The sequence below is a fragment of the Dorea sp. genome (genome assembly GCF_977044405.1).
Genome location: NZ_CDRRQK010000005.1, coordinates 62,080 through 87,086, shown reverse-complemented (window position 1 = coordinate 87,086; position 25,007 = coordinate 62,080). Strand labels below are relative to the sequence as shown.

22 protein-coding genes are annotated in these 25,007 nt (G+C 42.0%); 3 read left to right on the top strand and 19 right to left on the bottom strand.

The window, feature by feature from the left end; all coding sequences use genetic code 11:
- The 14 genes from ACWJAF_RS03875 to ACWJAF_RS03810 form a co-directional block, all read right to left on the bottom strand.
- Nucleotides 1-2,238 (bottom strand): beta-propeller domain-containing protein, encoded by a 2,238-nt coding sequence (locus ACWJAF_RS03875; RefSeq protein ID WP_448862337.1) that lies wholly within the window; start codon nt 2,236-2,238, stop codon nt 1-3.
- The gene (locus ACWJAF_RS03870; RefSeq protein WP_448862335.1) at nt 2,235-2,753 is read right to left on the bottom strand and encodes an RNA polymerase sigma factor; all 519 of its coding nucleotides are present in this window, start codon (nt 2,751-2,753) and stop codon (nt 2,235-2,237) included. The genes ACWJAF_RS03875 and ACWJAF_RS03870 overlap by 4 nt, the downstream gene beginning before the upstream one ends.
- Nucleotides 2,754-3,029: 276 nt before the next feature.
- The gene (locus ACWJAF_RS03865) at nt 3,030-4,712 is read right to left on the bottom strand and encodes an AAA family ATPase (RefSeq protein ID WP_448862333.1); all 1,683 of its coding nucleotides are present in this window, start codon (nt 4,710-4,712) and stop codon (nt 3,030-3,032) included.
- Between the two features lie 489 nt (nt 4,713-5,201).
- The gene (locus ACWJAF_RS03860; RefSeq protein WP_448862331.1) at nt 5,202-7,481 is read right to left on the bottom strand and encodes a hydratase; all 2,280 of its coding nucleotides are present in this window, start codon (nt 7,479-7,481) and stop codon (nt 5,202-5,204) included.
- Nucleotides 7,482-7,525: 44 nt separating this feature from the next.
- Nucleotides 7,526-8,611, bottom strand: a complete 1,086-nt coding sequence (locus ACWJAF_RS03855; RefSeq protein ID WP_448862329.1) for a PucR family transcriptional regulator — start codon at nt 8,609-8,611, stop codon at nt 7,526-7,528.
- Between the two features lie 390 nt (nt 8,612-9,001).
- The gene (locus ACWJAF_RS03850; protein ID WP_296030373.1) at nt 9,002-10,114 is read right to left on the bottom strand and encodes an ABC transporter ATP-binding protein; all 1,113 of its coding nucleotides are present in this window, start codon (nt 10,112-10,114) and stop codon (nt 9,002-9,004) included.
- Nucleotides 10,115-10,365: 251 nt separating this feature from the next.
- On the bottom strand, nt 10,366-11,202 hold the full coding sequence (gene rsmI, locus ACWJAF_RS03845; RefSeq protein ID WP_296030375.1) for a 16S rRNA (cytidine(1402)-2'-O)-methyltransferase: 837 nt from the start codon (nt 11,200-11,202) through the stop codon (nt 10,366-10,368).
- 76 nt (nt 11,203-11,278) lie between these two features.
- Nucleotides 11,279-12,034 (bottom strand): tRNA1(Val) (adenine(37)-N6)-methyltransferase, encoded by a 756-nt coding sequence (locus tag ACWJAF_RS03840; protein WP_448862325.1) that lies wholly within the window; start codon nt 12,032-12,034, stop codon nt 11,279-11,281.
- On the bottom strand, nt 12,024-12,935 hold the full coding sequence (locus ACWJAF_RS03835) for a PSP1 domain-containing protein (protein ID WP_296030378.1): 912 nt from the start codon (nt 12,933-12,935) through the stop codon (nt 12,024-12,026). Before ACWJAF_RS03835 ends, ACWJAF_RS03840 begins: the two co-directional genes overlap by 11 nt.
- A gap of 4 nt (nt 12,936-12,939) precedes the next feature.
- A complete protein-coding gene (gene holB, locus ACWJAF_RS03830; protein ID WP_448862323.1) occupies nt 12,940-13,929 on the bottom strand; it encodes a DNA polymerase III subunit delta' in 990 nt (329 codons plus the stop codon).
- Nucleotides 13,916-14,503: a guanylate kinase gene (locus ACWJAF_RS03825; RefSeq protein WP_448862321.1), complete on the bottom strand. Its 588-nt coding sequence runs from the start codon at nt 14,501-14,503 to the stop codon at nt 13,916-13,918. Before ACWJAF_RS03825 ends, holB begins: the two co-directional genes overlap by 14 nt.
- Nucleotides 14,496-16,142 carry an aminotransferase class I/II-fold pyridoxal phosphate-dependent enzyme gene (locus ACWJAF_RS03820; protein WP_448862320.1) on the bottom strand — a complete coding sequence of 549 codons (1,647 nt, stop codon included), beginning with the start codon at nt 16,140-16,142 and terminating at the stop codon, nt 14,496-14,498. The genes ACWJAF_RS03825 and ACWJAF_RS03820 overlap by 8 nt, the downstream gene beginning before the upstream one ends.
- Nucleotides 16,143-16,465: 323 nt before the next feature.
- On the bottom strand, nt 16,466-17,602 hold the full coding sequence (locus tag ACWJAF_RS03815) for a hypothetical protein (protein WP_448862318.1): 1,137 nt from the start codon (nt 17,600-17,602) through the stop codon (nt 16,466-16,468).
- A 152-nt stretch (nt 17,603-17,754) separates the two neighbouring features.
- Complete coding sequence (locus tag ACWJAF_RS03810) at nt 17,755-18,447, bottom strand: 5'-methylthioadenosine/adenosylhomocysteine nucleosidase (protein ID WP_296030388.1); 693 nt, start codon at nt 18,445-18,447, stop codon at nt 17,755-17,757.
- A gap of 251 nt (nt 18,448-18,698) precedes the next feature.
- On the opposite strand from ACWJAF_RS03810, the gene ACWJAF_RS03805 reads away from it, so the two are divergent.
- Nucleotides 18,699-18,941, top strand: coding sequence for a TIGR03905 family TSCPD domain-containing protein (locus ACWJAF_RS03805; protein WP_296030391.1), 243 nt, complete (start codon nt 18,699-18,701; stop codon nt 18,939-18,941).
- A 611-nt stretch (nt 18,942-19,552) separates the two neighbouring features.
- On the opposite strand, the gene ACWJAF_RS03800 is transcribed toward ACWJAF_RS03805, so the two are convergent.
- On the bottom strand, nt 19,553-19,969 hold the full coding sequence (locus ACWJAF_RS03800; RefSeq protein ID WP_448862316.1) for a hypothetical protein: 417 nt from the start codon (nt 19,967-19,969) through the stop codon (nt 19,553-19,555).
- Nucleotides 19,970-20,103: 134 nt separating this feature from the next.
- Entirely contained in the window at nt 20,104-20,583 is a 480-nt protein-coding gene (locus ACWJAF_RS03795) for a DUF4367 domain-containing protein (protein ID WP_448862394.1), read from the bottom strand.
- 856 nt (nt 20,584-21,439) lie between these two features.
- On the opposite strand from ACWJAF_RS03795, the gene ACWJAF_RS03790 reads away from it, so the two are divergent.
- Nucleotides 21,440-22,507, top strand: coding sequence for an undecaprenyldiphospho-muramoylpentapeptide beta-N-acetylglucosaminyltransferase (locus tag ACWJAF_RS03790; protein WP_448862315.1), 1,068 nt, complete (start codon nt 21,440-21,442; stop codon nt 22,505-22,507).
- An 85-nt stretch (nt 22,508-22,592) separates the two neighbouring features.
- On the opposite strand, the gene ACWJAF_RS03785 is transcribed toward ACWJAF_RS03790, so the two are convergent.
- A complete protein-coding gene (locus ACWJAF_RS03785) occupies nt 22,593-23,156 on the bottom strand; it encodes a sigma-70 family RNA polymerase sigma factor (RefSeq protein ID WP_448862313.1) in 564 nt (187 codons plus the stop codon).
- Nucleotides 23,157-23,179: 23 nt separating this feature from the next.
- Nucleotides 23,180-23,584, bottom strand: a complete 405-nt coding sequence (locus ACWJAF_RS03780) for an HIT family protein (RefSeq protein ID WP_296091917.1) — start codon at nt 23,582-23,584, stop codon at nt 23,180-23,182.
- A gap of 88 nt (nt 23,585-23,672) precedes the next feature.
- Here ACWJAF_RS03780 and ACWJAF_RS03775 point away from each other — a divergent pair, with 88 nt between their 5' ends.
- Nucleotides 23,673-24,425 carry a sensor histidine kinase gene (locus tag ACWJAF_RS03775; protein WP_448862311.1) on the top strand — a complete coding sequence of 251 codons (753 nt, stop codon included), beginning with the start codon at nt 23,673-23,675 and terminating at the stop codon, nt 24,423-24,425.
- On the opposite strand, the gene ACWJAF_RS03770 is transcribed toward ACWJAF_RS03775, so the two are convergent.
- Nucleotides 24,360-24,980: a rhomboid family intramembrane serine protease gene (locus ACWJAF_RS03770; protein ID WP_448862392.1), complete on the bottom strand. Its 621-nt coding sequence runs from the start codon at nt 24,978-24,980 to the stop codon at nt 24,360-24,362. The genes ACWJAF_RS03775 and ACWJAF_RS03770 overlap by 66 nt on opposite strands.
- Nucleotides 24,981-25,007: the final 27 nt, after the last annotated feature.

Genomic DNA, 25,007 nt, shown 5'->3' with positions numbered 1-25,007 from the left:
TCATAAAATAATATCCCCTGTTTTTTCCCCGCTGTTCATATCATAAGCCTCTATAATATTTCCACTGATCACATACAACGTATCCTGTATATAGATTCCACGGATTCCCTGTGAGGTATTTCCATTTACCTCTTCTTTTAAAATAGTCTCGAACTTTTTATCATTTTCATTATAAGTCAGAAGACAATATGTCTCTCCATTCTGACTGTAACCGGAAAATCCGATGCGGTTCTTCCCGGCATCTGCCAGTACAGATTTGTAATCGTATCCTACATTCGTTCCATACAGATCATCAAGTACAAGTGTCGCTTCTTCCTTCACATCTGCCCGGTCGGAAATGTCGAACATCGTAACTTTTACACCTTCTGACATACCGGATTCTTCATCCGTTGACATTCCGATTCCAAGAAGCTGGTTCTCTCCATAGAAATGCAGATATTCGGAGAATCCCGGTATCTTTAATTTACCAAGAATTTTCGGCTTCTCTGGATTGGATAAATCCACGCTGAACAACGGATCAACCTGCTCATAGGTCACAAAATATCCTGCCTCCCCTAAAAATCTTGCAGAATAGATTGACTCCCCTTTTGCCAGATTCTCAATGGAACTGATTTTATCCAGCTTCTTATCTAAGATTGTCACCATATTTTCATCATCATTGGTTGTAAAGAGTCTTAAGTTGCCTTTGTATTCATCCAGTGAAAATGTATCGTTCAGATAGCCTTTTACCTTTCCCTGGGCAACTGCTTTTAATTTTCCCTTCTTATATGAAATCTTACGAAGCGTTGTCACAGTCTGATTGTTCTGCTGCCATTCAGATTCATAATAATAAATGTTCCTGTTGCTTACATACATCTGACCGCCTTGCGAAAGGACCGCCTTATTATCAGCCGTTTCATCTGGCTTTGTAATGTCTATGGAGCTTATGACTTCATACATCGTTCCGCAGTTTACCGGTGGCAGGCAGATGCTGCTCTGGCTCATCTCTTTTTCATTGATGAGCGGTACATATGTGACTGGCTTACCTTTTACTATATTTCCGTTCGTATAGTATTCACTGAACAGATAGAGATAGCCATCTGCCATACGGGAGGAATTGTATGTACCGCTCTGGGTTACTTCGCCTTCTTTTACCGGTTTCTTAATATCCCGGATATCATAAGTAACGGCTGCTGTCTTGGACTGATTCCAGGTATCCGTGTTTGTCTTCTTATTCTCTTTGTCGCTGCATTCTTTCTGGCAGACGATAACTAATTTTTTCTGATCAGCATTTACATAAAATTCCTGGATTGTGTATTCTTCACCTAATGTAATCTCGCTGTATTTTTTTAGCTGTCCTGCATCTGTTTTTGCACCATCTGCAGCATTGGCATTTTCTGTCTGTTTTGCATTCTCCGGCGTATTTGTCTGAGTCTGTCCTACGTCAACTACATCGATTGTCCTGCCGTTATCTTCTCTTACATACAGATATGTTCCATCCGTTTTTGCGATGTCACCTTCGTCCACTCCTGCCTGGCGGACATTGGTCTGTGAGTAACTGCCATCCGCTACAGCTGTTGTGGCACCTGTATCTGCCATGGAAGCAGTCTCCGTGCCTGAAGAAGTGGTTGCTTTTGCCGTTGATGCAGATTCCTGTACAGCGGCTATTTCATTACTGCCTCTTGCATACATCGCTATGCCGGAGTTTTCTTCCGCACGTTTGATATATTTATAGATCTCATCGTAGCTTTTGGCTGTCTTGATCTTCTTGCTGTTACTGATCTTCGTTTCTTTATTCTGACCGCCATTAGAAGCTCCGCTGTCCGCCTGCGTCCCCGCTGCCGCCACCTTAGAAGAATCCGTCTGACCGGCATTTCCTTTTCCATATTGCCACATGCCAATTCCTGCTGCCACGACAACACAGGCAGCTGCCACAAGACCAATCTGGTATGGACTGAATCTTTTCTTTTGCTTCTTTCCTTCTAACAGCTTTTCTATGTTTTCTGGATGCAGACTGTCAGGGATATTCACTTTTTCTGATATTTTTGAAATCTGATCTATGATATCCTGTTCATCATAGTCGTCTTTTTTCATAAATTCATTTTCTGTTTTTATCGCCTTTTTCTCTTCTTTCTCATTTTCCCCTTCTTTTTTCGCTTTGTTTTCTGATGAGCCCGTTGCCGTTTCTCTTATTTCATTTTTCTGATTATTTTCAGCTTCTGTCTTCTCGATTTTTCCGTATTCTTCATCCCACTTCATATATTCCTCACTCCCTTCTGCTGCGTTCTATCCTCTCTATATCCACCAAGCACACACTCCATCTTCCGAAGTGCCCGGCTTCGTTTTGACCGGACTGTATTCGGATTCAGTTGCATCATCTCACCGATCTCCTGACTGCCATATCCTCCAAATACCGACAGACCAACCAATATCTGTTCTTCTTCCGACAACACAAAGAATGCTTTCCTTACATCCAGCACAAGATCATAATCTGGTGCTATAGACTGCTCCGGAAGTGTTTCCTCTGTTCCCGGTGCTTCTTTTGATGCTTTCTTTAATCTCTTCTTACATTTATTCGTAAGGATTGTGAATATCCAGCTTCTGAATGCTTCTTCTTTTTTTAATTTATGTATATTCTCATAGGCTGTAACAACCGCCTCACTGACCGTATCCTCCGCTTCATGTGGGTTCTTCATCAGACACAGCGCATAACGGTACAGATCCCGATAAACCATTTCGTACATCTCTGAGAATTTCTTTACACTGCATTTCATATCATGCCCTCCCTCAGATATGAGCTTTTTCCGACTTGATGCTGCGGATTGCCCGGCAGGTGTGCTGCGCTCACAATCCAGTATCTATAAATAAGAGTCTTTTGTTACTCATATTGTTGCATGTATCTTATCATATTTTTATAATATCTGGGGCAAAAGCTATTAATATCAAAAACTCTTCGAAATCCCGACACATATTTTCATATGTCAAAATTCAAAGAGTTTTTAATGTTTGTTTTTTATATCTATCGATTCATCTTCGTCAACTTTTTCTTTCTATCCAAAATCTGTCGAAAGTTTTTCTATCTTGCATTCATGTTTCTTAGAATCCTTCCAGTATCCAATTCCAACCGCCAGAATATCGCCTGTATATACTTTTTCTTCTCCCAGTTTTCCTTGAAATCGCAATGCATATCCCTTTTCTTTAATCTGACGCAATGCGGATTCCGCAGTGTCATCAACCTTTAATTCCAATATCAGGCACGTTGCATTTCTATTATATGGATAGCATATGAAATCAACGAATCCTTTCCCAGCCTTATCTTCTCTCTCTACCTGGTACCAGTCCCTGGCTGCAAGAAATACCAGATTCACGATTGCTGCTAACTCCGTTTCATGATTATAAGATAATATCGGAATCTCTGTATTATGAACATACTCCAAAATGTCTGACATCGTCTTTGTATCTCCATGTAAAGTAGCATTCAACATTTTTCTTGATTCCTTTGCCAGGCGGTACACATATCCCATTCCCGGCTCTTTTGCCAGCATGATATTATATTTATCTAACAATTCTTTATTGGGGATGCATACTTCTCCCTCATAATAACTCAGCAGTCCATACACAACCATAGCGGAAAATATCTCATCTTTATTCGTCAGATTCATAGATGTCGCAGAATATTCCTGCACATTTGCCGGAACTGACTCTCCCGCTGCCATTAAAGCCAGATCATCCCGCACTCCGTCTATATCATGTTTTACATAATAATAGATCTCATCATACGGTCCTGAATTCGTCCAATAATTTCCAAGATTATTATTCGATAATGCCAGCACTACCGAACGTGGATTGTAGATACGTTCGCCGGATTTTGTGTAATATCCGTCATACCATCGTCTCAGATCATCTCTGGTAATTTTCGGATTCACAGTACTCGTAAGATACTTCGCATACACCCTGTCAACTTCATCTTCTACAAATCCAAACTCTTCGCTAAATGTCTCTTCTGTAACCAATGTATATTCCCTGAACATATTTAGTTCCGAGCCTTCCGAATATTTTGAAATCGGCAAAATTCCAGTCATATACGACAAAATCACATACGGCTGATCCTTTAGCAGATTACTTAAGAACCAGATATGCTTTTTCTGATCATCTTCAGACATGAAACTCTTATGGAATATACTGTCCCATTCGTCCATAATAAATACGAAACGCTCTCCTGTCTTTTGGAATACACGTAACAACATTCCCTGTATAGATTCATTTTCCCTGAACTGGATCTGTGGGTAATATTCCTGCATATCCTCTTCGAACAATTCCCGGATCGATTCTATATATTCTTCATAGTTTTTGCAAAACACATCCATCTTACTAAAATCAATGAAAATAACATTATACCGGTTCAGGTGCTCCAGATATTCTTCCGTTCCGGCAATCTTCAGACCATCAAACAGTTCTTTCGCATCCGATCTTTTACCCAGAAATGCGCCCAACATATTTGCCATAACGGTTTTTCCAAATCTTCGCGGTCTGGTTATACACACATGCGTATTCTTCGTATGGATAAATCCAAATATCTTTTCTAACATCAAAGTCTTATCAACAAAATACCTCGACTTTGTCTCTCCTTCATACAAAACATATGGTGCTCTGCTGTTAAGATAAAATCCCATCTTCGCTTCTCCCTCTGGCAATACGGCTTTTTCCCATCTCTTTCTTTTGTTTTCTTTCATCCAATATCCTCCAATTCTATTTTCGGAGGATCTATACTCTTCAGAAACCCTCCGCCTGTTTTGATGTGTCGTGGATCTTAAGCATTGAAAATTTCTGATATGTATTTACCTTGAATATAGAAACAGTTTTTTCTGTTTTAGAAATCTCGAAATATAATGCTTGGATATATTCTAGCATAAAGCGCAGAAATTGTATATAGTAAATTTAATTTTATTATATGCAGATATCAAAGTGTGTCTGACAGGTTCTCTTATACATTTAACTATATCTACAGAACTTACATCAACAGTTTCTTCCAAATGTATGGTGATAACAAAAAACACTCCTTCAGGCCAGTCAGCCATCCCGGAGTGTTTTCTCTATTTATGATTTATTTACTTCTATAAATCTTAATATCTCTATATGATTTTCCCTGATTTAACTCACCAGGGCAGCCACCCGGGACACTAAAAAATCCATCTTTTCACGTCCCCCATGGCACGCAGCCACTATCCTCTATAGTAGTTGATCAGGCATCCCTTCAGGATAATCTCTCTTTCTGCATCGGTCATATCGCCAAGCTTCAGAGTGATCTCTTTCAAAGTATCTCCAACTACATAAGCCTTGATCTCAGCGTTCTTATCTTCTACCGCTTTTCTGATCTCCGGTACGAAGATGTAGTCGCCGTTCTTGAAGCTTAAGTTCTCATGATCTTCCTCTGTGATAAATGGAAGCATACCCCAGTTGATCAGGTTCGAACGATATCTCTTGGTTGCATATTCGTTCGCAATATTTGCCCAGCCGCCGAGTACCTTCTGACAGGATGCTGCCTGCTCTCTTGCAGAACCATCTCCCGGTTTTACTGCAAAGATCGTACTTCCGATTCCGAGATTACCTTTTCCTGTCTCCGGATATGTCTCGTGGATCTTATCCATAACAGGTTTCAGTTCGTCTAATACTTCTAACGGACACTGTCCTGCTTCAATTGCTTTCTCAGCTTTCTGTACTTCTTTTGCACGGCCTACATATGCAGGATCTTTTCTTGATAAAGCAAATTCTGCAAGTCCCAGAGGATTTGATCTGTAAGAAGATGTCTCTCCGGATGGGATCAGCTCATCTGTTGTTGTTACCGGATCGTGGATCTCAGATACCACTTTCAGGAGTAAGTTCTCCGGAAGTGCTGCCATTGCAGGCCAGTCTTTGATGTTTGGTCCGAATTTGATCTCTACAGATGGGTCAGCTACGCCGTGGCTGTCAAATACACGGTTTGCGTAAATGTTCTTGTCAAAGTGATAAGTCTGTCCTTTATATTCCACATCCATATCAGTTGCAGGTGTAAGGAATCCCTTATTGGCTGCTGTTGCTGCGATGGAACGTGCATCCATAAGTGCAACAGATGCGATCTGTCCACTCTGAAGCTTGGAACCTTCACGGTTCGGGAAGTTTCTGGTTGAGTGGCGGATAGAGAATGCGTTGTTCGCAGGTGTATCTCCGGCACCAAAGCATGGTCCGCAGAATGCTGTCTTAACGATCGTTCCTGCTTCCATAAGGTCAGCAACCGCACCGTTCTTAACAAGTTCCATATAGATCGGTGTACTTGCAGGATATACGCTGAATGTAAATTCATCGGAACCGATATAGTGTCCTTTGATGATGTCTGCTGCAGCACAGATATTTTCAAATCCACCACCGGCACATCCTGCGATGATTCCCTGATCTACGTATAACTGTCCGTTCACGATCTTATCCTGTAATGAGTAGTTCACTGCTCCATCAAGGCTTACGAGCGCTTTCTGCTCTACATCGTGAAGGATGTCTTTTAAATTCGTTCTTACTTCATCGATCGTGTATACATTAGACGGATGGAACGGCATTGCGATCATTGGCTTGATCTCGCTTAAGTTCACATATACCATACCGTCATAGTAAGCAACATCTCCAGGATTCAGCTCTTTATAATCTTCGCTTCTTCCGTGGATGTCGTAGAATTCTTTGATCTTATCATCTGTCTTCCAGATGGAAGAAAGACAGGTTGTCTCTGTTGTCATAACATCGATACCGATACGGAAGTCTGCGCTTAACTTGCTGACACCAGGTCCCACGAATTCCATAACCTTATTGTTGACATAGCCATTGCCAAATGTAGCTCCAATGATCGCAAGTGCTACGTCCTGTGGTCCGACACCTTTCATTGGCTCGCCATCTAAGTAGATTCCGACTACGCCCGGCATCTTGATATCGTAAGTCTTATTTAAAAGCTGTTTTACAAGCTCCGGTCCACCTTCTCCCATAGCCATGGTTCCAAGTGCTCCGTAACGTGTATGGCTGTCTGATCCTAAGATCATCTTGCCGCCGCCTGCTAACATCTCACGGGCGAACTGATGGATAACTGCCTGATGAGGCGGTACATAGACTCCACCGTATTTTTTTGCACAGGTAAGACCAAACATGTGGTCATCTTCGTTGATGGTTCCTCCAACCGCACAAAGTGAGTTATGACAGTTTGTCAGTACGTATGGAATCGGGAATTTTTCAAGGCCTGAAGCTCTGGCCGTCTGAATGATTCCGACAAATGTAATATCATGGGATGTCAGCTTATCAAACTTGATCTGCAGACGTTCCATATTTCCAGATGTATTGTGTGCTGCAAGAATGTTATAAGCCATCGTATTCTTTGCAGCTTCCTGTGGAGTTACTTCTTTTCCTGTCTTTGCAGCAACTGCTTCTTTTTCTTCTACAATTTCTGTTCCATTCAGTAAATAGACTCCCTTGTCATATAATTTCAGCATGTTCTGATCCTCCTACTATCGTGTTATAAATTGTTTGAACAGGATTATACCTTCATGTATTTCATATGATCTGCCACCATCATGGCAATCTTAAATGTCAGTGCATCTTCGAATACACGGACATCCAGTCCCGTCTTCTTCTGAATCTTCTCTAAGCGGTACACCAGTGTATTACGGTGTACATACAGACGTCTCGCCGTCTCCGAGATATTCAGATTGTTATCAAAGAATGTATACACGGTTGTCAGTTCTTCTTCTTCAAATACATCAACCGCCCCGTCTTTAAAGACTTCATGTAAGAACATCTCACACAGAGATACCGGAAGCTGATGGATCAGCCGTCCGATTCCAAGTTCATTATATGCCAGGATCTTACGCTCTGTATAGAACACCCTTCCTACTTCCAGAGCCATGTCCGCTTCTTTGTAAGATTTGGACACATCCTTTAATTCTTCCACGATCGTTCCGTATGCTGCTCTTACACTGACCATTGCTTCCATATTCAGCGTGGTAACCAATTCCTTTGCAATCTGTTCTACCTGCGGATAGTCGTCGGTCGACTGTAGGGATTTCACCAGGATGATATGTTTTTCATCTATTGCAGTTACGAAATCTTTCGTGCCCGTTGCATATAGTCCTTTCAAAGTCTCCTGAACGAGGATATCTCCTTCATTCTTTGGTTCAATTACGAATACAACTCTTCTTAGCTCCGCCGGGATCTTCATCTTCTTCGCCTGGTTATAAATATCTACTAACAGCAGATTGTCTAACAGAAGATTCTGAACGAAGCGGTTCTTATCCATCCGTTCTTTGTAGGCATAGAGCAGGTTACGGATCTGGCTTGCTCCCATACGGCCCGCCATCTGCATCCCTTCGGTATCGCCTTTTAACATTAATATATAGACCTGGTCTCCGTCTTCATAGACACGGAACATTCCGATCCCATCTTCGATCATCTCTTCCGGCTCTGAAGTGTCTTCGCGGAAATCCTGAATCTGACTTTCGTATTCTGTCAGATTCTCACTGGTTCTTACCATGCAGAGTCCCTGCATATCCCATATCGCACAGTCGAATCCTGTAATCTCAGCAATATCCTGTACTGTCTTATGTAATATCTGATTCGATAACACTGGGTATCCTCCATTTCGGTTTTGTCTCTTTGCATACTTGTATACAATTTAGTACGCTAATGAGTTGCATTACGAATTCATTATAGCAGATAATTCCGCTACAGCAAGTATATTTTTCAAAAATATATGTAATTCCATGCAACTTTCCTTTTTTTATAGTTCCATTTTTTTATATTTTTAAAATTCTGTCAACAAAAAGGGGGCTAAAAAATCATTCCTACAATCTACATTTCCCACAAATCATGACATATATCTTGTAGAAAGCATTTTCAAGACTCACTCTGACATGAAAAAGGACCTGACGAAATTTTTACCGCCCGGTCCTCTTCCTTTATATCTTTTCCGCAAGCTCCTGCGGATTGCATACTGGTTATTTTAAAACACTCTATACTAGTTTGTGATTGTAACCTGTGTCTCTTTGTCAAATACGTGGATCTTCTCAGCATCCAGAGCAAATTTAACAGTGTCACCTGTTCTAGCTGTTGTTCTAGGATCAACTCTTGCTGTCATGCTTGATCCTTCATAATCGAAGTATAAGAATACTTCTGCACCGAGCATCTCGTATACACGGATCTTAGCTTCGATAACTGTGTTTGGAGAAGCTTCGATGAACATCTGCTCATCATGTACATCTTCTGGACGGATTCCAAGAACAACTGTCTTTCCAGCGTATCCGCCGTCGATCAGCTTCTTAGCTTTTGATGGTGGAAGCTCGATCTCTGAAGGTCCGGCTACCAGATATACGTTGTCTCCAACTACTTTACATGTAGCATCTACAAAGTTCATCTGTGGTGATCCGATGAATCCAGCTACGAACTGGTTGCATGGATAATCATACAGTGTCTGTGGTGTATCTACCTGCTGAACAACACCTGCGTTCATAACTACGATTCTGGTTCCCAATGTCATAGCTTCTGTCTGGTCATGTGTTACGTAGATGATAGTTGTACCTAATCTCTGGTGTAATTTAGAGATCTCGATACGCATCTGTCCACGGAGTTTTGCATCCAGGTTTGAAAGAGGCTCATCCATAAGGAATACCTTAGGATTACGAACGATCGCACGTCCCATAGCAACACGCTGTCTCTGTCCACCTGAAAGAGCCTTTGGTTTACGGTCAAGCAAAGCTTCCAGGTCAAGGATCTTAGCTGCTTCACGAACCATCTTGTCGATCTGGTCTTTTGGTACTTTTCTTAATTTCAGACCAAATGCCATGTTATCGTATACTGTCATATGTGGATACAGAGCGTAGTTCTGGAATACCATTGCGATATCTCTGTCTTTTGGTTCTACGTCATTTACAACTTTATCTCCGATCTTCAGTTCTCCGGAAGTGATGTCTTCCAGACCTGCAACCATACGAAGTGTTGTAGATTTTCCACATCCAGATGGTCCTACGAAGATAATGAATTCTTTGTCTTCGATTTCAAGGTTGAAGTCTTTAACTGCTTCGAATCCGTTTGGATATGTTTTGTTAATGTGCTTTAATGATAAACTTGCCATTGGTTTAATCCTCCTGATTTATATACATTTGATTTTTATTTTGTCTGTTTTATTCCTGTGTCGTTCTGTTAAAAAGTATATAAAAAAAGTTCAACCTGGGTAATGCCCAAGTTGAACAATCTTTTTGGCTTTTTCTATACAAGTTGACCAATGTGACCGATGGGGACGGAGTTTTTTTTAAAGGGGACGGGGGTAAATGCAATTAGGGACGGGGTTTTTTTTAAAATCCCCCGTCCCCTTTTGACCAATGCCTACAAAAGCGCCTGATAAATCTCTCTTTTCCCGACTCCTCTGTCTTTTGCCACCTGTTTCATTGCAGTCTTCTTATCGATGCCCTGGTTCAGATAATAATCCATATGCTCCTCGATACTCATCTCTTCCCATCTGGCCTTCTCTTCATTACGGATCTCTTCGCGGCTCTTACCCTCAATCACCATGACGCATTCTCCCTTTGGTTCCTGCACGTCATAGTAAGCAAGCGCATCCTCTATCGTCGTGGCAAATACCGTCTCATGCTTCTTCGTAAGCTCACGGCAGATGCTGATCCGTCTGTTGCCAAGTGTCTCCTGAAGCGTCTTAAGCGTACGCACCAGTCTGTGCGGTGCTTCATAGATTACCATCGTTCTGGTCTCATCTTTTAACTCTTCAAGAATCGCCTGTCTCTCCTTTTTGTCCGATGGGAGAAATGCTTCAAAAGCGAATCTTCTCGTTCCAAGCCCGGATATCGTAAGTGCCGTTACACATGCACAGGCTCCCGGAACCGCAGTTACCGTAATTCCGGCTTCCTGACACATTTTCACCAGCTCTTCTCCCGGATCAGAGATTCCCGGCATCCCGGCATCTGTAATGACCGCGATATCTTCGCCGCCCTGCAGACGTTCTACCAGCTTCTGTCCTTTTTCTATCTTATTGTATTCATGATAGCTGGTCATCGGTGTCTTAATTTCAAAATGATTCAGAAGCTTGATACTGTTTCTGGTATCTTCTGCTGCGATCAGATCTACTTCTTTTAAAATCCGCACTGCCCGGAAGGTCATGTCTTCCAGATTTCCTATCGGTGTTGCACATAAGTACAATGTTCCTGCCATCTTATTTCCTCCATATATCCATTCTCCGCTACACAAACATTTAGTATTCATGCTTTCCCTGTCTGTCATCTGTTGCTTACTTTTTCTCCCCGTCATGCATCCCGTACAGCGCTAGCAGCTCTTCCGTATAGCTTCCATCCTTATTATACACAATCAGCGGCGGCTCCACCTGCATCCTTGGATTGCCGCCCTTCATTCCTTCGATCAGCACCATGTTCGGTTCTTTGTCGATATGCGGATAGACCAGCCGCATTCTCTTCGGCTCGATCCCGTATGCACACATCTTCGTCATGATCTCCGGCAGACGGAACGGACGGTGTACCATATAGAACCGTCCCTTTACCTTCAATATCTTCGCACTCTCCCGCAGGATATCATCCAGCGTACACAGTGCTTCATGTCTTGCAATATACAGCGCTTCGTTCTGGTTCTTAAGCCCGTGATCTCCGATCATATACGGTGGATTAGTGGTTATAACTCCAAAAGAGGCGGCTCCGAATATAGAAGCTGCCTCCTTGATATCTCCCGTTACGATGTCAATCCGCTCATCCAGTCCGTTATGCCGGACGCTGCGCCTTGCCATGTCTGCACTTTCCTCCTGTATCTCAAGCCCTGTATAATGAAGGCCCGGATACTTTGCCTCAAGAAGGATTGGCAGGATTCCGGTGCCGGTTCCAAGATCCAGTGCTTTTTCGTGTTTCTTAACATTTGCAAATGCGGACAATAACACTGCATCCATTCCAAAGCAGAACCGCCCCGGACTCTGGATGATCTCATATCCTTTGATCTGCAGATCATCCAGTCGTTCATTCGGAAGTAAATTAGTCATCATTTAATTTCGATGCTCCGTTCTTTTCTTCTAGCGCCTTCAGTTCCCTCATCTCTTCTTTTGAGATCTTCATGTCTTTCTTCCTGCGTCTTGGCTTGAACTTCAGTTCTGCCGCCGGGTACTCACGGATCTCTTTTTCATCATTGTCCAGAGTTACCACAACTTTGACCAGCTGACGCAGCACATTGACAGACTGTACGTCACCTCTTAATCCTTCCGGTGTCGTTACATGATCACCAGTTCCCGGAAGATGACTGTTCAGTTCTTCGTATGTCTCTTCTTCATTCGTAAGACAGCACATCAGTCTTCCGCAGACACCTGAGATCTTAGTCGGATTCAGTGACAGGTTCTGCTCCTTTGCCATCTTAATGGACACCGGTGCGAACTCTGACAGATATGTGTGACAGCACAGTGGTCTTCCACAGATACCGATACCGCCGCGGATCTTCGTCTCGTCACGGACACCGATCTGTCTAAGCTCAATTCTGGTACGGAACACACTCGCCAGATCCTTTACCAGCTCACGGAAATCAATTCGTCCATCCGCCGTAAAATAGAACAGCACTTTATTATTGTCAAATGTATACTCCGCATCAATCAGCTTCATCTCAAGTCCATGCTTATGGATCTTATCAAGGCAGATCTTGAATGCTTCCTTTTCTTTTTCTTTATTCTTTTCTTCTTTTTTCTTATCGTCCTCTGTTGCAAGACGGATTACGGATTTTAAAGGCTGTGTGATCTTGTCATCTTCAACCTCCTTTGGTCCTGTCACGACAGAACCAAACTCCACACCTCTTGCAGTCTCAACGATTACTTTATCACCCGTCTTAATATCCAGCTTTCCCGGTGAGAAAAAATAAATCTTTCCCGCGGTTCTGAATCTAACGCCTATTACCTTCGTCATATGATTAGTTCTCCTTTATGGTCAGGAACAAAAGCTCCATAACCAGATCGAAGTTAACATTCGCTTTCAGTCTGGCTTTCGCTTTCTCAAGGCTCTCAAGGATCAGCTCGATACCTTCATAAGAGCTCTTTCTTGCCTGTTCTTTAATATACTGTAACTGGTCTTTGAATACGACCTTGTCAATCTCTTTTGTTGCTTTGTATAACAACACATCACGATACCAGATCATAATGATATCCAGATAATCTGTAATTTCTAACTTATATACGGAAATGTTCTTTATCGCTGCAACAATCTCACTTAACTCCATCTCATGGATGTGCTTCAGAAGCTGTACCGCCTCTTCACGGATCTCATTAAAATGCTCTGAATTCGCCAGCATGATCGCACGTCCCATATTGCCCTGTGCAAATGCTGTACACATATCTGCCTTATAATCCGGAATCTCCAGATTCTCCATCAGATATTTTTTGATCAGTGTGTCTTTGATGTTACGTAGTTTTAACATGACACATCTTGAATTAATTGTTGGCAGTAATGTCTCCGCATTCTCTGTCAACAGTAAGAATACTGCATATGACGGTGGTTCCTCGATCGTCTTAAGAATTGCGTTCTGCGCCTGCGGTGTCATCAGGTCTGCCTGTGGAATGATATATACTTTATATGGTCCCTGGTAAGGTTTGATATCTACGGTATTATTAACCTGTGTACGGATATCTTCTACACTGATGCTGTTCGGCTTCTCATGAGTAACACGGATGATGTCCGGGTGGTTCCCACTCTCTGCCTGCTTGCAGGAATGGCACTTTCCACATGGCTCATTCTCACCGCTCTCACACAGAAGCGTCATGGCGAATAAGTTCGCCAGCATTCTCTTGCCAGAACCTCTCTCTCCATTCAGAATGTATGCATGAGACACTCTGTTATTTTCCACTGCGTTGCTGATATATTTTAATATGTCTTTGTGGCCAACCACATCTTTAAAGCTTCCCATCTTGTATTACCTCTATTATTTCTTCCTTACATCGTACTTTGTCGTCATTGTGGTACCTTCTTGTGATCCCGGCTTCCAAAAGATTCTCCTCTGAGAAATCCTTCTGATCCGCCAGAAATCTTCTACAGACCTCTTCGTATCCCGGATGCTCCTGCTGCTGCTCTCTTGCGATCGCCCGCTTCAGGCGTTCCCCATCTTCCACTTCGATGTACAGCGGAATCAGGTTCTCCTCTCCGTAATATTTCCTGGTCTTTTTATAAGACTCCAATGTTCCGATCATCAGATAGTCGTCTTTTGCCAGATTTATCTGACCATCATCTATTGTAGCATATTTCCAGTCACCGTACACGGTCTGATATGTACGAAGTTCAATCATTTTTCCAGATTTGTCGTATTTCTCAAGGACATCATCCGTTACAAAATAATATTCCACTCCGTTTTTCTCCCCCTCGCGCATGGGCCGGGTCGTGTACAATGTCAGCGTCTTCAGATTCGGAAGGTCTTTCCTTATCTCTTTATATATTGTATCTTTTCCAGATGAGCTTTTCCCCATCATGTAATATATCTTACCCATCGATCCACACCTCTATGCCATCTTCCGACTGAAGCCCCTCAATCGAAAAATCATGTTCCTGATACCATTGAAGAATCTCAACCGCTTCTTCCGAGATCCGCTCCCCCGGAACGATCAGCGGACTTCCCGGCGGATACAGATACGCATATTCCAGGGAAATGTGTCCTATGGATTTTCTGAAACTGACCTTAGCTTTATGTCCTTTCGCAAGTGACATCTCTTCACTGTTATCTTCAAATTCATATTCATCTCTTATATTAACAGCTTCTGCAATTGTCCAGACTTTTTTAAGCGCGGGCTGCTTTCCTACGAAGTCCGGCATGGAAGCGTTGTTCTTATTGCTTTCTCTGTCACTCTCTGAGATAAATGTATCAATCTCAAACAACGCCTCTTTTAATCTCTTCAGTCCTTCTTCGGTATCCCCCACCGTCGTCATCGCAAGCACATAAGTCCCTGCCAGCATCTCCATCTGCAAGTGATATTTTTTTAGAAGAATCTCATACAATTCATGGCTGGATAACGGTGCGTCCTTTACTGAGATTACAAACTTGGAACGGTCATAGTGATCTATGTTATCCGTCTGTATAATCTTTAAATGTTGTAGCTGCTTTAGATCATTTCTTAATGCGTCAATACGATTAACATATGTTTCAAACAGGAGAGTATCTGCCAATTCATTTCCAGAATTGCCATCTTCCATTCCTGATGTCTGTCTTTCGAATTCTCTATCGTTACATTTTTCTTCGATTCCTGACGTCTTCTGTTTTTCCAGTATCTTTTCTTCGATTCCTGCCGTCTCCTGTTTTTCCAGTGTCTTTTCCACTGCATGGATACACGCATCAATACTAGCCATCAATATATACGACGGACTGCTCGTCTGCAGCATATCCAGATACCGCTTCACCTTACGCCTGTTCACCAGATTTCCATTCACATGAAGCAGTGCGGTCTGCGTCAGTGCCGGCAGCGTCTTATGAAGACTGTTGATCACAAGATCCGCCCCGTACTGATTCGCACTCTTTGGAAAATACGGATGGAATCCAAAATGTGCCCCGTGCGCCTCATCCACGATCAGCGGGCACCCCGCTTCATGACAAACCGCAGCAATCGTCTCTATATCCGACACCACGCCATCATACGTCGGCGACACGATCATCACCGCACGGATCTTCGGATTCGCTCTCAGCGCCTCTTTAACATCCTCCACATCAATCTCCGTACTAAGCCCAAGCTCTGTATCGAACTTCGGGAAGAGATAGACCGGATCCAGCTCATTCAGATAGATCGCATGATACACCGACTTATGACAGTTCCTTGCAACCAGTATGGAATCTCCCTTTCTCGTCGTTCCCATGATCGCGCTTAAGATCCCCACAGTACTTCCATTTACAAGAAAATGCGTCTCATCCGCATGATAGACCCTGGCCGCCCTCTCCTGCGCATCCTTCAAAATTCCTTCCGCATGGTGCAGATCATCAAATCCATCGATCTCTGTAATGTCGATCCGGTACGGCGAAGTTCCCTGCATCAGATCCAGATTTCTCTTATGTCCGGGCATGTGAAATGCGTAATAATCAGACTCGCTGTAATTCTTTAGTTTTGCAAATAAACTCGTGTTTTTTCTCTTCGTTTCTTTCAATCTAAAGCTACTCTCATTTCTAAAAAATATTATGTTCTATTCTAACAAATATAGTTTCTATTATCAAGTCTGAACAGGAATCGTGGGGTGTATATTTGAGTATACCAAAGTACTACTGTCTATAGCTTTTCTTACATATCTGGGATACAGAAAAACTGCTGCTTTTAACTCCTATCTGAGTATCCTCTAAACTGCCACTGGCAGCTTCTTCCGAACGCACGGCAAACAAAAAAGCTGTACGCATCTTATGTGCATTACAGCTTTTTTGGATACTATGATTTTTGGAATTGCTATTTCTACGCAATTTTCAAAATCATCATTATTTATGCCATAAACTCCTGCAATATCTGCCGGATCATCTCTTCTTTTGGTAATTCTTTTTCGATACTTGGCGGGATCTCCGAGGACTGGTTATCACTGTTGACAGTTGATTGTCCTGTATTTTCACCAGAATCTCCAAATGCTTCCGCCACAGTGTATCCTGCATGATTCTTCCCAGTTTTTCCAGTGTCTGTAGTCTTCTCATATTCTGCATATTTTTTTTCTCTTTCTGCAACCTCTTCCGCGTTATATTCTGCATCCCTTCTTCTACTTTCTGCCGCCTCATATTCCTCCTCATACTGCCTCCCACTTTTGGTTGCTTCGGCAAGTTTTGCTGTCGCTCTTTCAAGATTTCTGGCGGTTTCCCTGGTTGGTTCATTCTTTCTTTTTCCGCGTCTTGATCTGCTTCCCCGTTTCTCCGTAGATGCCGGTGTCATTGCTTCGATTGCAGTTACATTTCCGGTTACAGGCTTTTCCGACACTGGTTGTTTTTCTGTGTTTTCTATATTTTCAATATCCTCATATGCTTCTTCCATTTCTGAATCGCTTTCCTGATTTCTCATCCGGTTTTCGCTCACATTTGCTCCCATTCTCTGACGTCCGGTGCGCTCTTTTCCGTTATTCTTTTCATACTTGTGAAGGCATACATTTTCCAGATAATCCACCATATAATTCTTCGCCATCTGCAGGCAATACTCTTCGTCCGTCGTCAGATGGAACAGCCATACCAGAATTCCAAGGCCCACGCCACAGGCTCCTGTTCTTAGCACCGAATCCCCCATTCCATACAGCTGGTAAGAGAAGAATGCTCCTGCAAGTCCCGTCAATGCACAGAGTCCGGCACAAATCTTTTCCAGCCGGCGCACCGTATGTAATGGTAATCCACATATTTTATATTCATACAGATACTTATCCACAAATACTCCTACATTTTCCACCGTGTCACTTATCATACATGCATGCTCGAACTTCGCCCGCACCAGCCGCATCAGCGGATGCGTACTTTTATTCATATTTCCCGCCGCCTGCACCAGCCGTTTCATTGTCATACCTACCACGCACTTGTCCGCAACTCCAATTCCCGCAAAGATTCCCATCAGCACGAACAACAACTTCTTGTCCATTATCATTTCCAGCATAATAAAAGCCCTCCTTTTGATTTGCATTATACTGTAAATCAAAAGAGAGGGCTCCTATATTCGTTCTCCATATTTCGCACAGCCGCTGACGGTTCCTGTCAGTTTTCTGCACATTCTGTCAACTTATAAAACCTGTAATCTTCCGGCATTTCCTAAATCATCGGAAGTAATTCTCTCATAAGCCTTACGCTGTGGGCGATTGCCTTCTTTTCGAAGGTTGGATAATCCATCGTCGCACTATTGTCAGCTTTGTCCGAAATAGCTCGGATGATGACATACGAAACTTTGTTCAGATACGCAGCCTGTGCGATACCTGCACCTTCCATCTCACAACACATTGGATGGAATAATGACACAATTCTTTCTTTCACACTCTGATCGGAAATGAACTGATCGCCACTTGCGATTCTTCCCGTAAATGTGTGGATATCCGGGTTTGCTTTCTCATTTGCTGCCACTGCTTTTTTCACCAGTTCTTCGTCTGCCGGGAATGCCAGTGTGTCCATTCTTGGAATCTGTCCCGCCGGATCACCAAAAACAGTTGCATCCATATCGTGATGCACTGCATCAGTAGAGATTACCATATCTCCGATGTCGATCTGGGCATCCAGAGAACCTGCGATACCAGTGTTGATCAGTGTATCCACGTCAAACTTATTCACCAGGATCTGTGCACAGATTCCTGCATTGACCTTACCGATACCACTTCTTACGATCACAACATCCTTTCCGCCAAGTGTTCCCTTGCAGAATACCATACCTGCCTGTTCTGTAGTTTCTTCTATCTGCATATCTTTCTTAAGCTCTGCAACTTCTTCTTCCATTGCTCCGATAATACCTATCATCGTCGTTTCCTCCTGCCTGTTAATATTCACCTCATGTTCCACATATCGAAAACACGTCATCCCATCTCCTTACAGACACTTAACAACTTCCATCTGTAAGCGATAACTACATTATATCTTATAGAAAATTGCTTTTCAACCAGCGAAATAGGTGGAAAATCCCCCGATTCTCTGCTATAATCAGAGTCATATGGCTCCGGTTTCCGGCAGCCATCGGAAACAATCGGAAATATTAACAGGAGGAACTTAACATGGATTATAAACCAACTGGAGTCTGTTCACGTCTTATCCACGTAGAACTTGACGGAGATAAAATTGCAAATGTAGAATTCGTAGGCGGATGTGCAGGTAACACATCTGGAATCAGCAGCCTTGTAAAAGGAATGGACGCTCACGAAGTAATCAAACGTCTGGAAGGCACAACATGTGGCGCAAGACCGACATCCTGCCCAGACCAGTTATCCAAAGCTTTAAAACAGGCACTTGGAGAATAATAGTGCAGAGAACCTGCCATCGGCAGCTTCTTAGAAATGCATAATCACAATTGTAATATTGCTGAAACGAAAGGATGCGGTCCCCCTGATGGAGAACCGCATCCTTTTTGGTAATTTAGGTAATTTTAGGTAATTTTTTATATTTTCTTTCTCTCTGCGTCTGAGCATTCGATAATATGTTTTCCAAGTTTACGTAGTTACTAAATAATTTTAATCTTCTTGTTGATAAGTTCCATATTTAATTATTTTATTACGTCTACTGGAATTGATGCACTTACATTTATTTTGGAATTTGATATTTAATATACGTTTCTTTAATTTAATTAATTTCTCAAAAATTTTCTGACATTGCCTTAAAAAATTTATAAATTTTCCTAACGAAAATCTCCTATCTGTATCTCTATAATTTTAATACACCGTATACGTCCTTCGTTTGCCCAAACAATTAAGGCTTTCGCCTAATTTTTCTGGTTTGTTCTTGTTTTTTTGTTTTCTTGTTGTTTTCTAAACTCTTCTCTTTATCTTAGAAATGTGATCTCTTTTTTCTGTTCGTAATTCTTTTTGTTCTTCTTTTTTCTGTGATAGTGTTCTCTTATACTTGTGAGGGTTGGTTATTCAACATAAACGCCATTGGTAAATGAACTGCTTACATCGCTATTTGCTGCATGAGTACAACGAACTCTATAGTAATAATCACCTTCAACATAAAGGGTTCTATTGGATGATACTCTATCAGCATTCAAATTTTCTTTCTGCCAAACATCATATACATACCATGCATCATCTTCCTCTTTCGCTCTTTCAACAATTACAGCTATTTTTACGCTATCCACTGTCTGAGATGCTACTGTCGTTCCTCCAGCATAGATTTTCCCTTTTCCTAGTTTCGTAACTTTGGAGTATCCAGTTAATAAATCCACGCCTCTAGTCATTTTGGTATCATACCCTTCCGCTTCACTATCGTGTGTCAACTTTGAACCATCAATAATCTTTTCATCTGAGGCTCTAACTTCTTTAGTAGCTGTCATAGACAAACCTCCTATTAATAAAGCAGCCAAACACACCGACACTATTCTCTTCTTCATATTTCACCTCCAATTCATTGATTTATTTTGTCCCTCATATATATAAACACATAACCTTCAAAAAACTGTCGCTTTTTTTAAGAAAAAAATAAATTATTTAAAATTTTTTCAAATTCTTCTTTTTCCATTGTAGCTACCAAAAAATATTCTACCTTCTTGTATCTAAATTTCGCTGTATATTTATTTACATTATTATCCTTTATTTTATATTCTTTAATATCAATAGAACACCCATTAACTTGCTTTTCATATTCTTCTAAAACTTCATCTTCTATGTCTACTCCCCACGAGTTATCACTATATGACAAGTTAATGAAATATACCATTATTTTTTTCTTATATTTATAATATAGTTCTGCAACTTGATTTTCATCATCAATGGTCATATATGTAAATTTCATTTTATCTGGTTTCCATAAAATTTTTACAGCTTCTATATCAAATGTATCCTTAATTTCTTGATATGCTTTTTCCTCCTTTTCACCCTCAATTATCTTATTCTCATCACTAGAATCCACCTGTTCCACATCTCTATCCCCAACAACCTGCCGTACCATCCTTACAACACGCTCTGGGCCACCGATGCTGGTGATTCCCATTGCCAGTACGCATATGATGACCGCTGCCAGTGCCATATAGATTTTCAATGGTCTCTTGCGGCCGCGGGACTTCTTACGATCATTCGCAGTTGCGCCAATCTCTGCCTTCATCATCTTCCGACCAAGCTCCAGTGCTTCACGGTCTTCTGGTGACAACTTGCTGATAATATCATCGGCTTCTTCCGCATCTTGGCAATTGATGATGTCATCCGCTTTTTCTGCATTCTGACGGTTAATGCTATCATCAGCTTCTTCTGCATTCCAACGATTGACATTATCATCATTTTCTTCCGTATGCTGACGACTGATGATATTCCCGTCTTCTTCCACTTCCTGACGACTGGCATTGCGTTCATTACGTTCTCTTAACTGTTCCTGCAGTCTTTCGAATACGGCTTCTTTGACGCCTTCGGGCACTTCAAATTTTTCTTCTTTTTCCTGCAGACGACGGAGTTCCTGTTCGGCCTCTTTATCGAACGTACTGACTACCCATTCTTTAAATTCGTCTTTCTTTTCATTCATTTCTATTTCCCTCAATTCTTCCCCGGAGATTTTATACCATTTTTCTTATGTTATTACCGTATTGTATGGAATTTTCGATTTGAAAAATTCCTGTCCGTAAATAATAACCTTACGTTTTCTCACCTGCTTTGCTATTAACAGTTAACTCTTGACCTATTTTTTCAACAAAGTATAATATAGGTATAACATGATGTCAGTATGCGCTGCTTGGATACCCTGTAAGTACCGCTATCGCATCACAACTAACTACACGCATTGAACTGTCAATGCGACTTAAGTCTTGGAGGTAATTATGAAACGTATTATCTTAACCGGTGGCGGCACTGCCGGTCATGTTACTCCTAACATTGCTCTTTTGCCGCGCCTGAAAGAATTAAACTATGATATTCATTATATAGGTTCTTATAACGGAATTGAGAAAGAACTGATCGAACAGTTCGGTATTCCGTATCACGGAATCTCATCTGGTAAATTACGCCGCTACTTCAGCGTTCAGAACTTTACCGATCCATTCCGTGTATTAAAAGGACTTGGCGAAGCAAAGAAGCTTGTTAAGGTCCTTGATCCGGACGTTATCTTCTCAAAAGGTGGCTTCGTATCTGTCCCTGTTGTCCTTGCCGGTAAGAGTCGTCATGTACCAACCATTATCCATGAATCCGACATGACACCCGGTCTTGCGAATAAGATTTCCATGCCTTCAGCAGTGAAAATCTGTTGTAACTTCCCGGAAACCATGAAGCATCTTCCTGACGGAAAAGCTGTTCTGACAGGCTCTCCGATTCGTCAGGAGCTGTTATCCGGTGATAAGTATAAAGCTTTGGAATTTCTGCACTTTACTTCCGACAAACCGGTTATTATGGTTGTCGGCGGAAGTCTTGGTTCTGTTGCTGTCAATGATGCAGTTCGAAGTGTGCTTCCGGAACTTCTGCAGTCTTTCCAGGTTGTTCATCTCTGCGGTAAAGGCAAGATTGATGAATCTTTGAAAGATCTGAAAGGTTACGCACAGTTTGAATACATCAAAGATGAATTGAAGGATCTGTTTGCTCTGACTGATCTTGTAATCTCAAGAGCCGGTGCCAATGCAATCTGCGAGCTCCTTGCTCTGCATAAGCCAAATCTTCTGATTCCGCTGTCAGCTAATGCAAGCCGTGGCGACCAGATCTTAAATGCCCGTTCTTTTGAGCGTCAGGGCTACAGTGTTGTCCTTGAAGAAGAGGAACTGAATCATGATGTTCTTCTTAATGCAATCACAGATCTCTACGAGAACCGCGAAACATACATTACAGCAATGAAGAATTCTCCTCAGCAGAATTCCATCGATACGATCATTGATCTGATTGAATCCGTTGCCAGAAAATAAATGCTGCAAAGAACCTGCCGCCGGCAGCTTCTCTTGCATACTTTGGTATAGAAAACAGGTGGTATTATTACAGCCACCTGTTTTTTTACAGATCATGTAAGTGGTCATACTGGGCTTTATAATTTTTCACCAGCCATTTTCTTGCTCTTTTTAACATACCTTCCAGTGCATACAGGGTAATGCCCATCTCTTCCGCAACTTCTTTCTGCGGTATTCCCAGATAATAAGTCATAGTAACTGCATCGTACCATCTCCGGTTCTTCTCATTAAGCTCATGGAAGATACGCGCCTCTAATTCCTGATAACGTTCATTTCTTATCTTTTCGAGTGTTGTATCTTCTGAACTTTCTTCTAAGAATTCTATCGGATACTTATCGTCTTCCACCGAAAGAAGCTCCATCGGAACCAGACGGCCATTATCCCTTAAATAATTCAGTGCCCTGCATCTTGCTGTCATCAGCATCCACTTAAGCACATACTTTTTGTCTGCACTTCTGGTATGCGTCAGTATTATGAAAAATACTTCTTGCGCAATTTCTTCTGCTACGTGATGGTTTCCAGAGTAATCATAAGCTTCCTCATAGACTACTTCGAAGTATTCTTCATATGCTTCTATGAAGGCAGCATCATTTATGAACTCTTTTCCCACTTTACTCTCCAGTCTTCTGCCAATTAGATCTTTGACAAAATATCATTTTTATCTTCTTCTGTTAATTCATTCATCGTCCATCCAAGACCTACTTTGTCATCTTTGTGTCTTGGGATCATGTGTACATGATAATGGAATACTGTCTGACCTGCAGCTTCCCCGTTATTCTGAACGATGTTATAACCGTCACAATCCAGAACCTTTGTCATCTTTGTGATCATCTTTTTAGCAAGGATCATAGACTTTCCTGCGATCTCATCATCCAGTTCATACAGGTTCGCATAGTGTTCTTTTGGAAGAATCAATGCATGTCCTTTTGCTGCCGGATTTGCATCCAGAATGACACGGAAGTCATCGTCCTCATACAATGTCGCAGTTGGGATTTCTCCATTTGCAAGTTTGCAAAAAATACAATTATCATCCTTCATAAAATTGTCCTTCTTTCTATATATTTTTTGATTGATTATTTGAACCGCCGATGCTAAACTGATACCTCAGAAAGGGGCGGTATCTATTATGTTAACTTCGACAGACTATGACAAATTACAACAGATCATGCAGGAAAGTCCGGAGCACGAAGCGCTGATTTCAAGACTTTTACAGTCTCACCGTATGGAAGTCAGTGCAATCAGTCATGAAATCCGGAATCCTTTGACGCTTGTCTACAGCACACTTCAACTCATTGAATCCACACACCCGGAAGTCCATACATTTACCCACTGGCAGGAACTCCATCAGGATATTGAATACATGAAGCAATTATTAGAAGAATTATCTTCTTACAATAACAGCGAACGATTAGAACTGGACTTAATTGACACTAGTCTTTTCTTCCGCCGGATTGCTCTGTCTTTTGCTTCTTCGATTGTGGATACAGACATTGAATTCACTTCTTTGATTACAGAAGATCTGCCATCTATATCCGTTGATTCACTGAAGATGCGTCAGGCTCTTCTGAATCTGCTGCGTAATGCGCATGATGCATGTATTGCTGTCACCAAACCAGCGATCACCTTATCTGTCTCCCCGGATCCACAGGATTCATCCATGCTGTGTATCACGGTCACAGATAACGGTTGTGGTATCAAACCGGAAGATCAGGCTTCTGTCTTTGAACCTTTTATTACACATAAGGCTGACGGAACAGGACTTGGTCTGGCTGTCACCAGACGTATCATCCTTGCCCATCATGGTACGATTACGTTAGATTCCACTCCCGGTACCGGTACAACGTTTTCGATTACGCTTCCAATACAGGAGAATACCTAAGAAGAATCCTGCCACCAGTCCACCGATATGCGCCATGTTATCGACGCCTCCACTTGTGAATCCATAGTACAGCGTCAATATGATCATGAAGACCAGTCCACGCCCGGATACATCTCCGATGTGTCCGCGGTTACGGATTGCCACATACAGAAGTGCTCCGATCACGCCAAAGATTGCTCCGGATGCACCTGCAGATACCGCCAGATCTCCGGTTTGTATCTGCATCCATAAGGATAACAGGTTCCCTGCTAATCCACTTACGAAATATATGATCAGGAATTTTATCTTTCCTATCTCGCTTTCCAGAACCCATCCCATTGTCCCAAGCACAATCATATTATTGAACAGGTGATCGTAACCAAAGTGTAAGAACATACTGGTGAATAACCGGTAATATTCCCCACGTCCCACAATATATGGGACATACATTGCACCATGTTCCAGCATGAATCCGGTATTCTCTGTCATTCCAAAGAACGAAAGTCCCAGAAACACGATGATATTCGCTGCAGCCAGAATCACGGTACATGGTGCCTTGATCGTATTCTTATTCATTACGCGCGTCGTCACCTTTCCAGATAT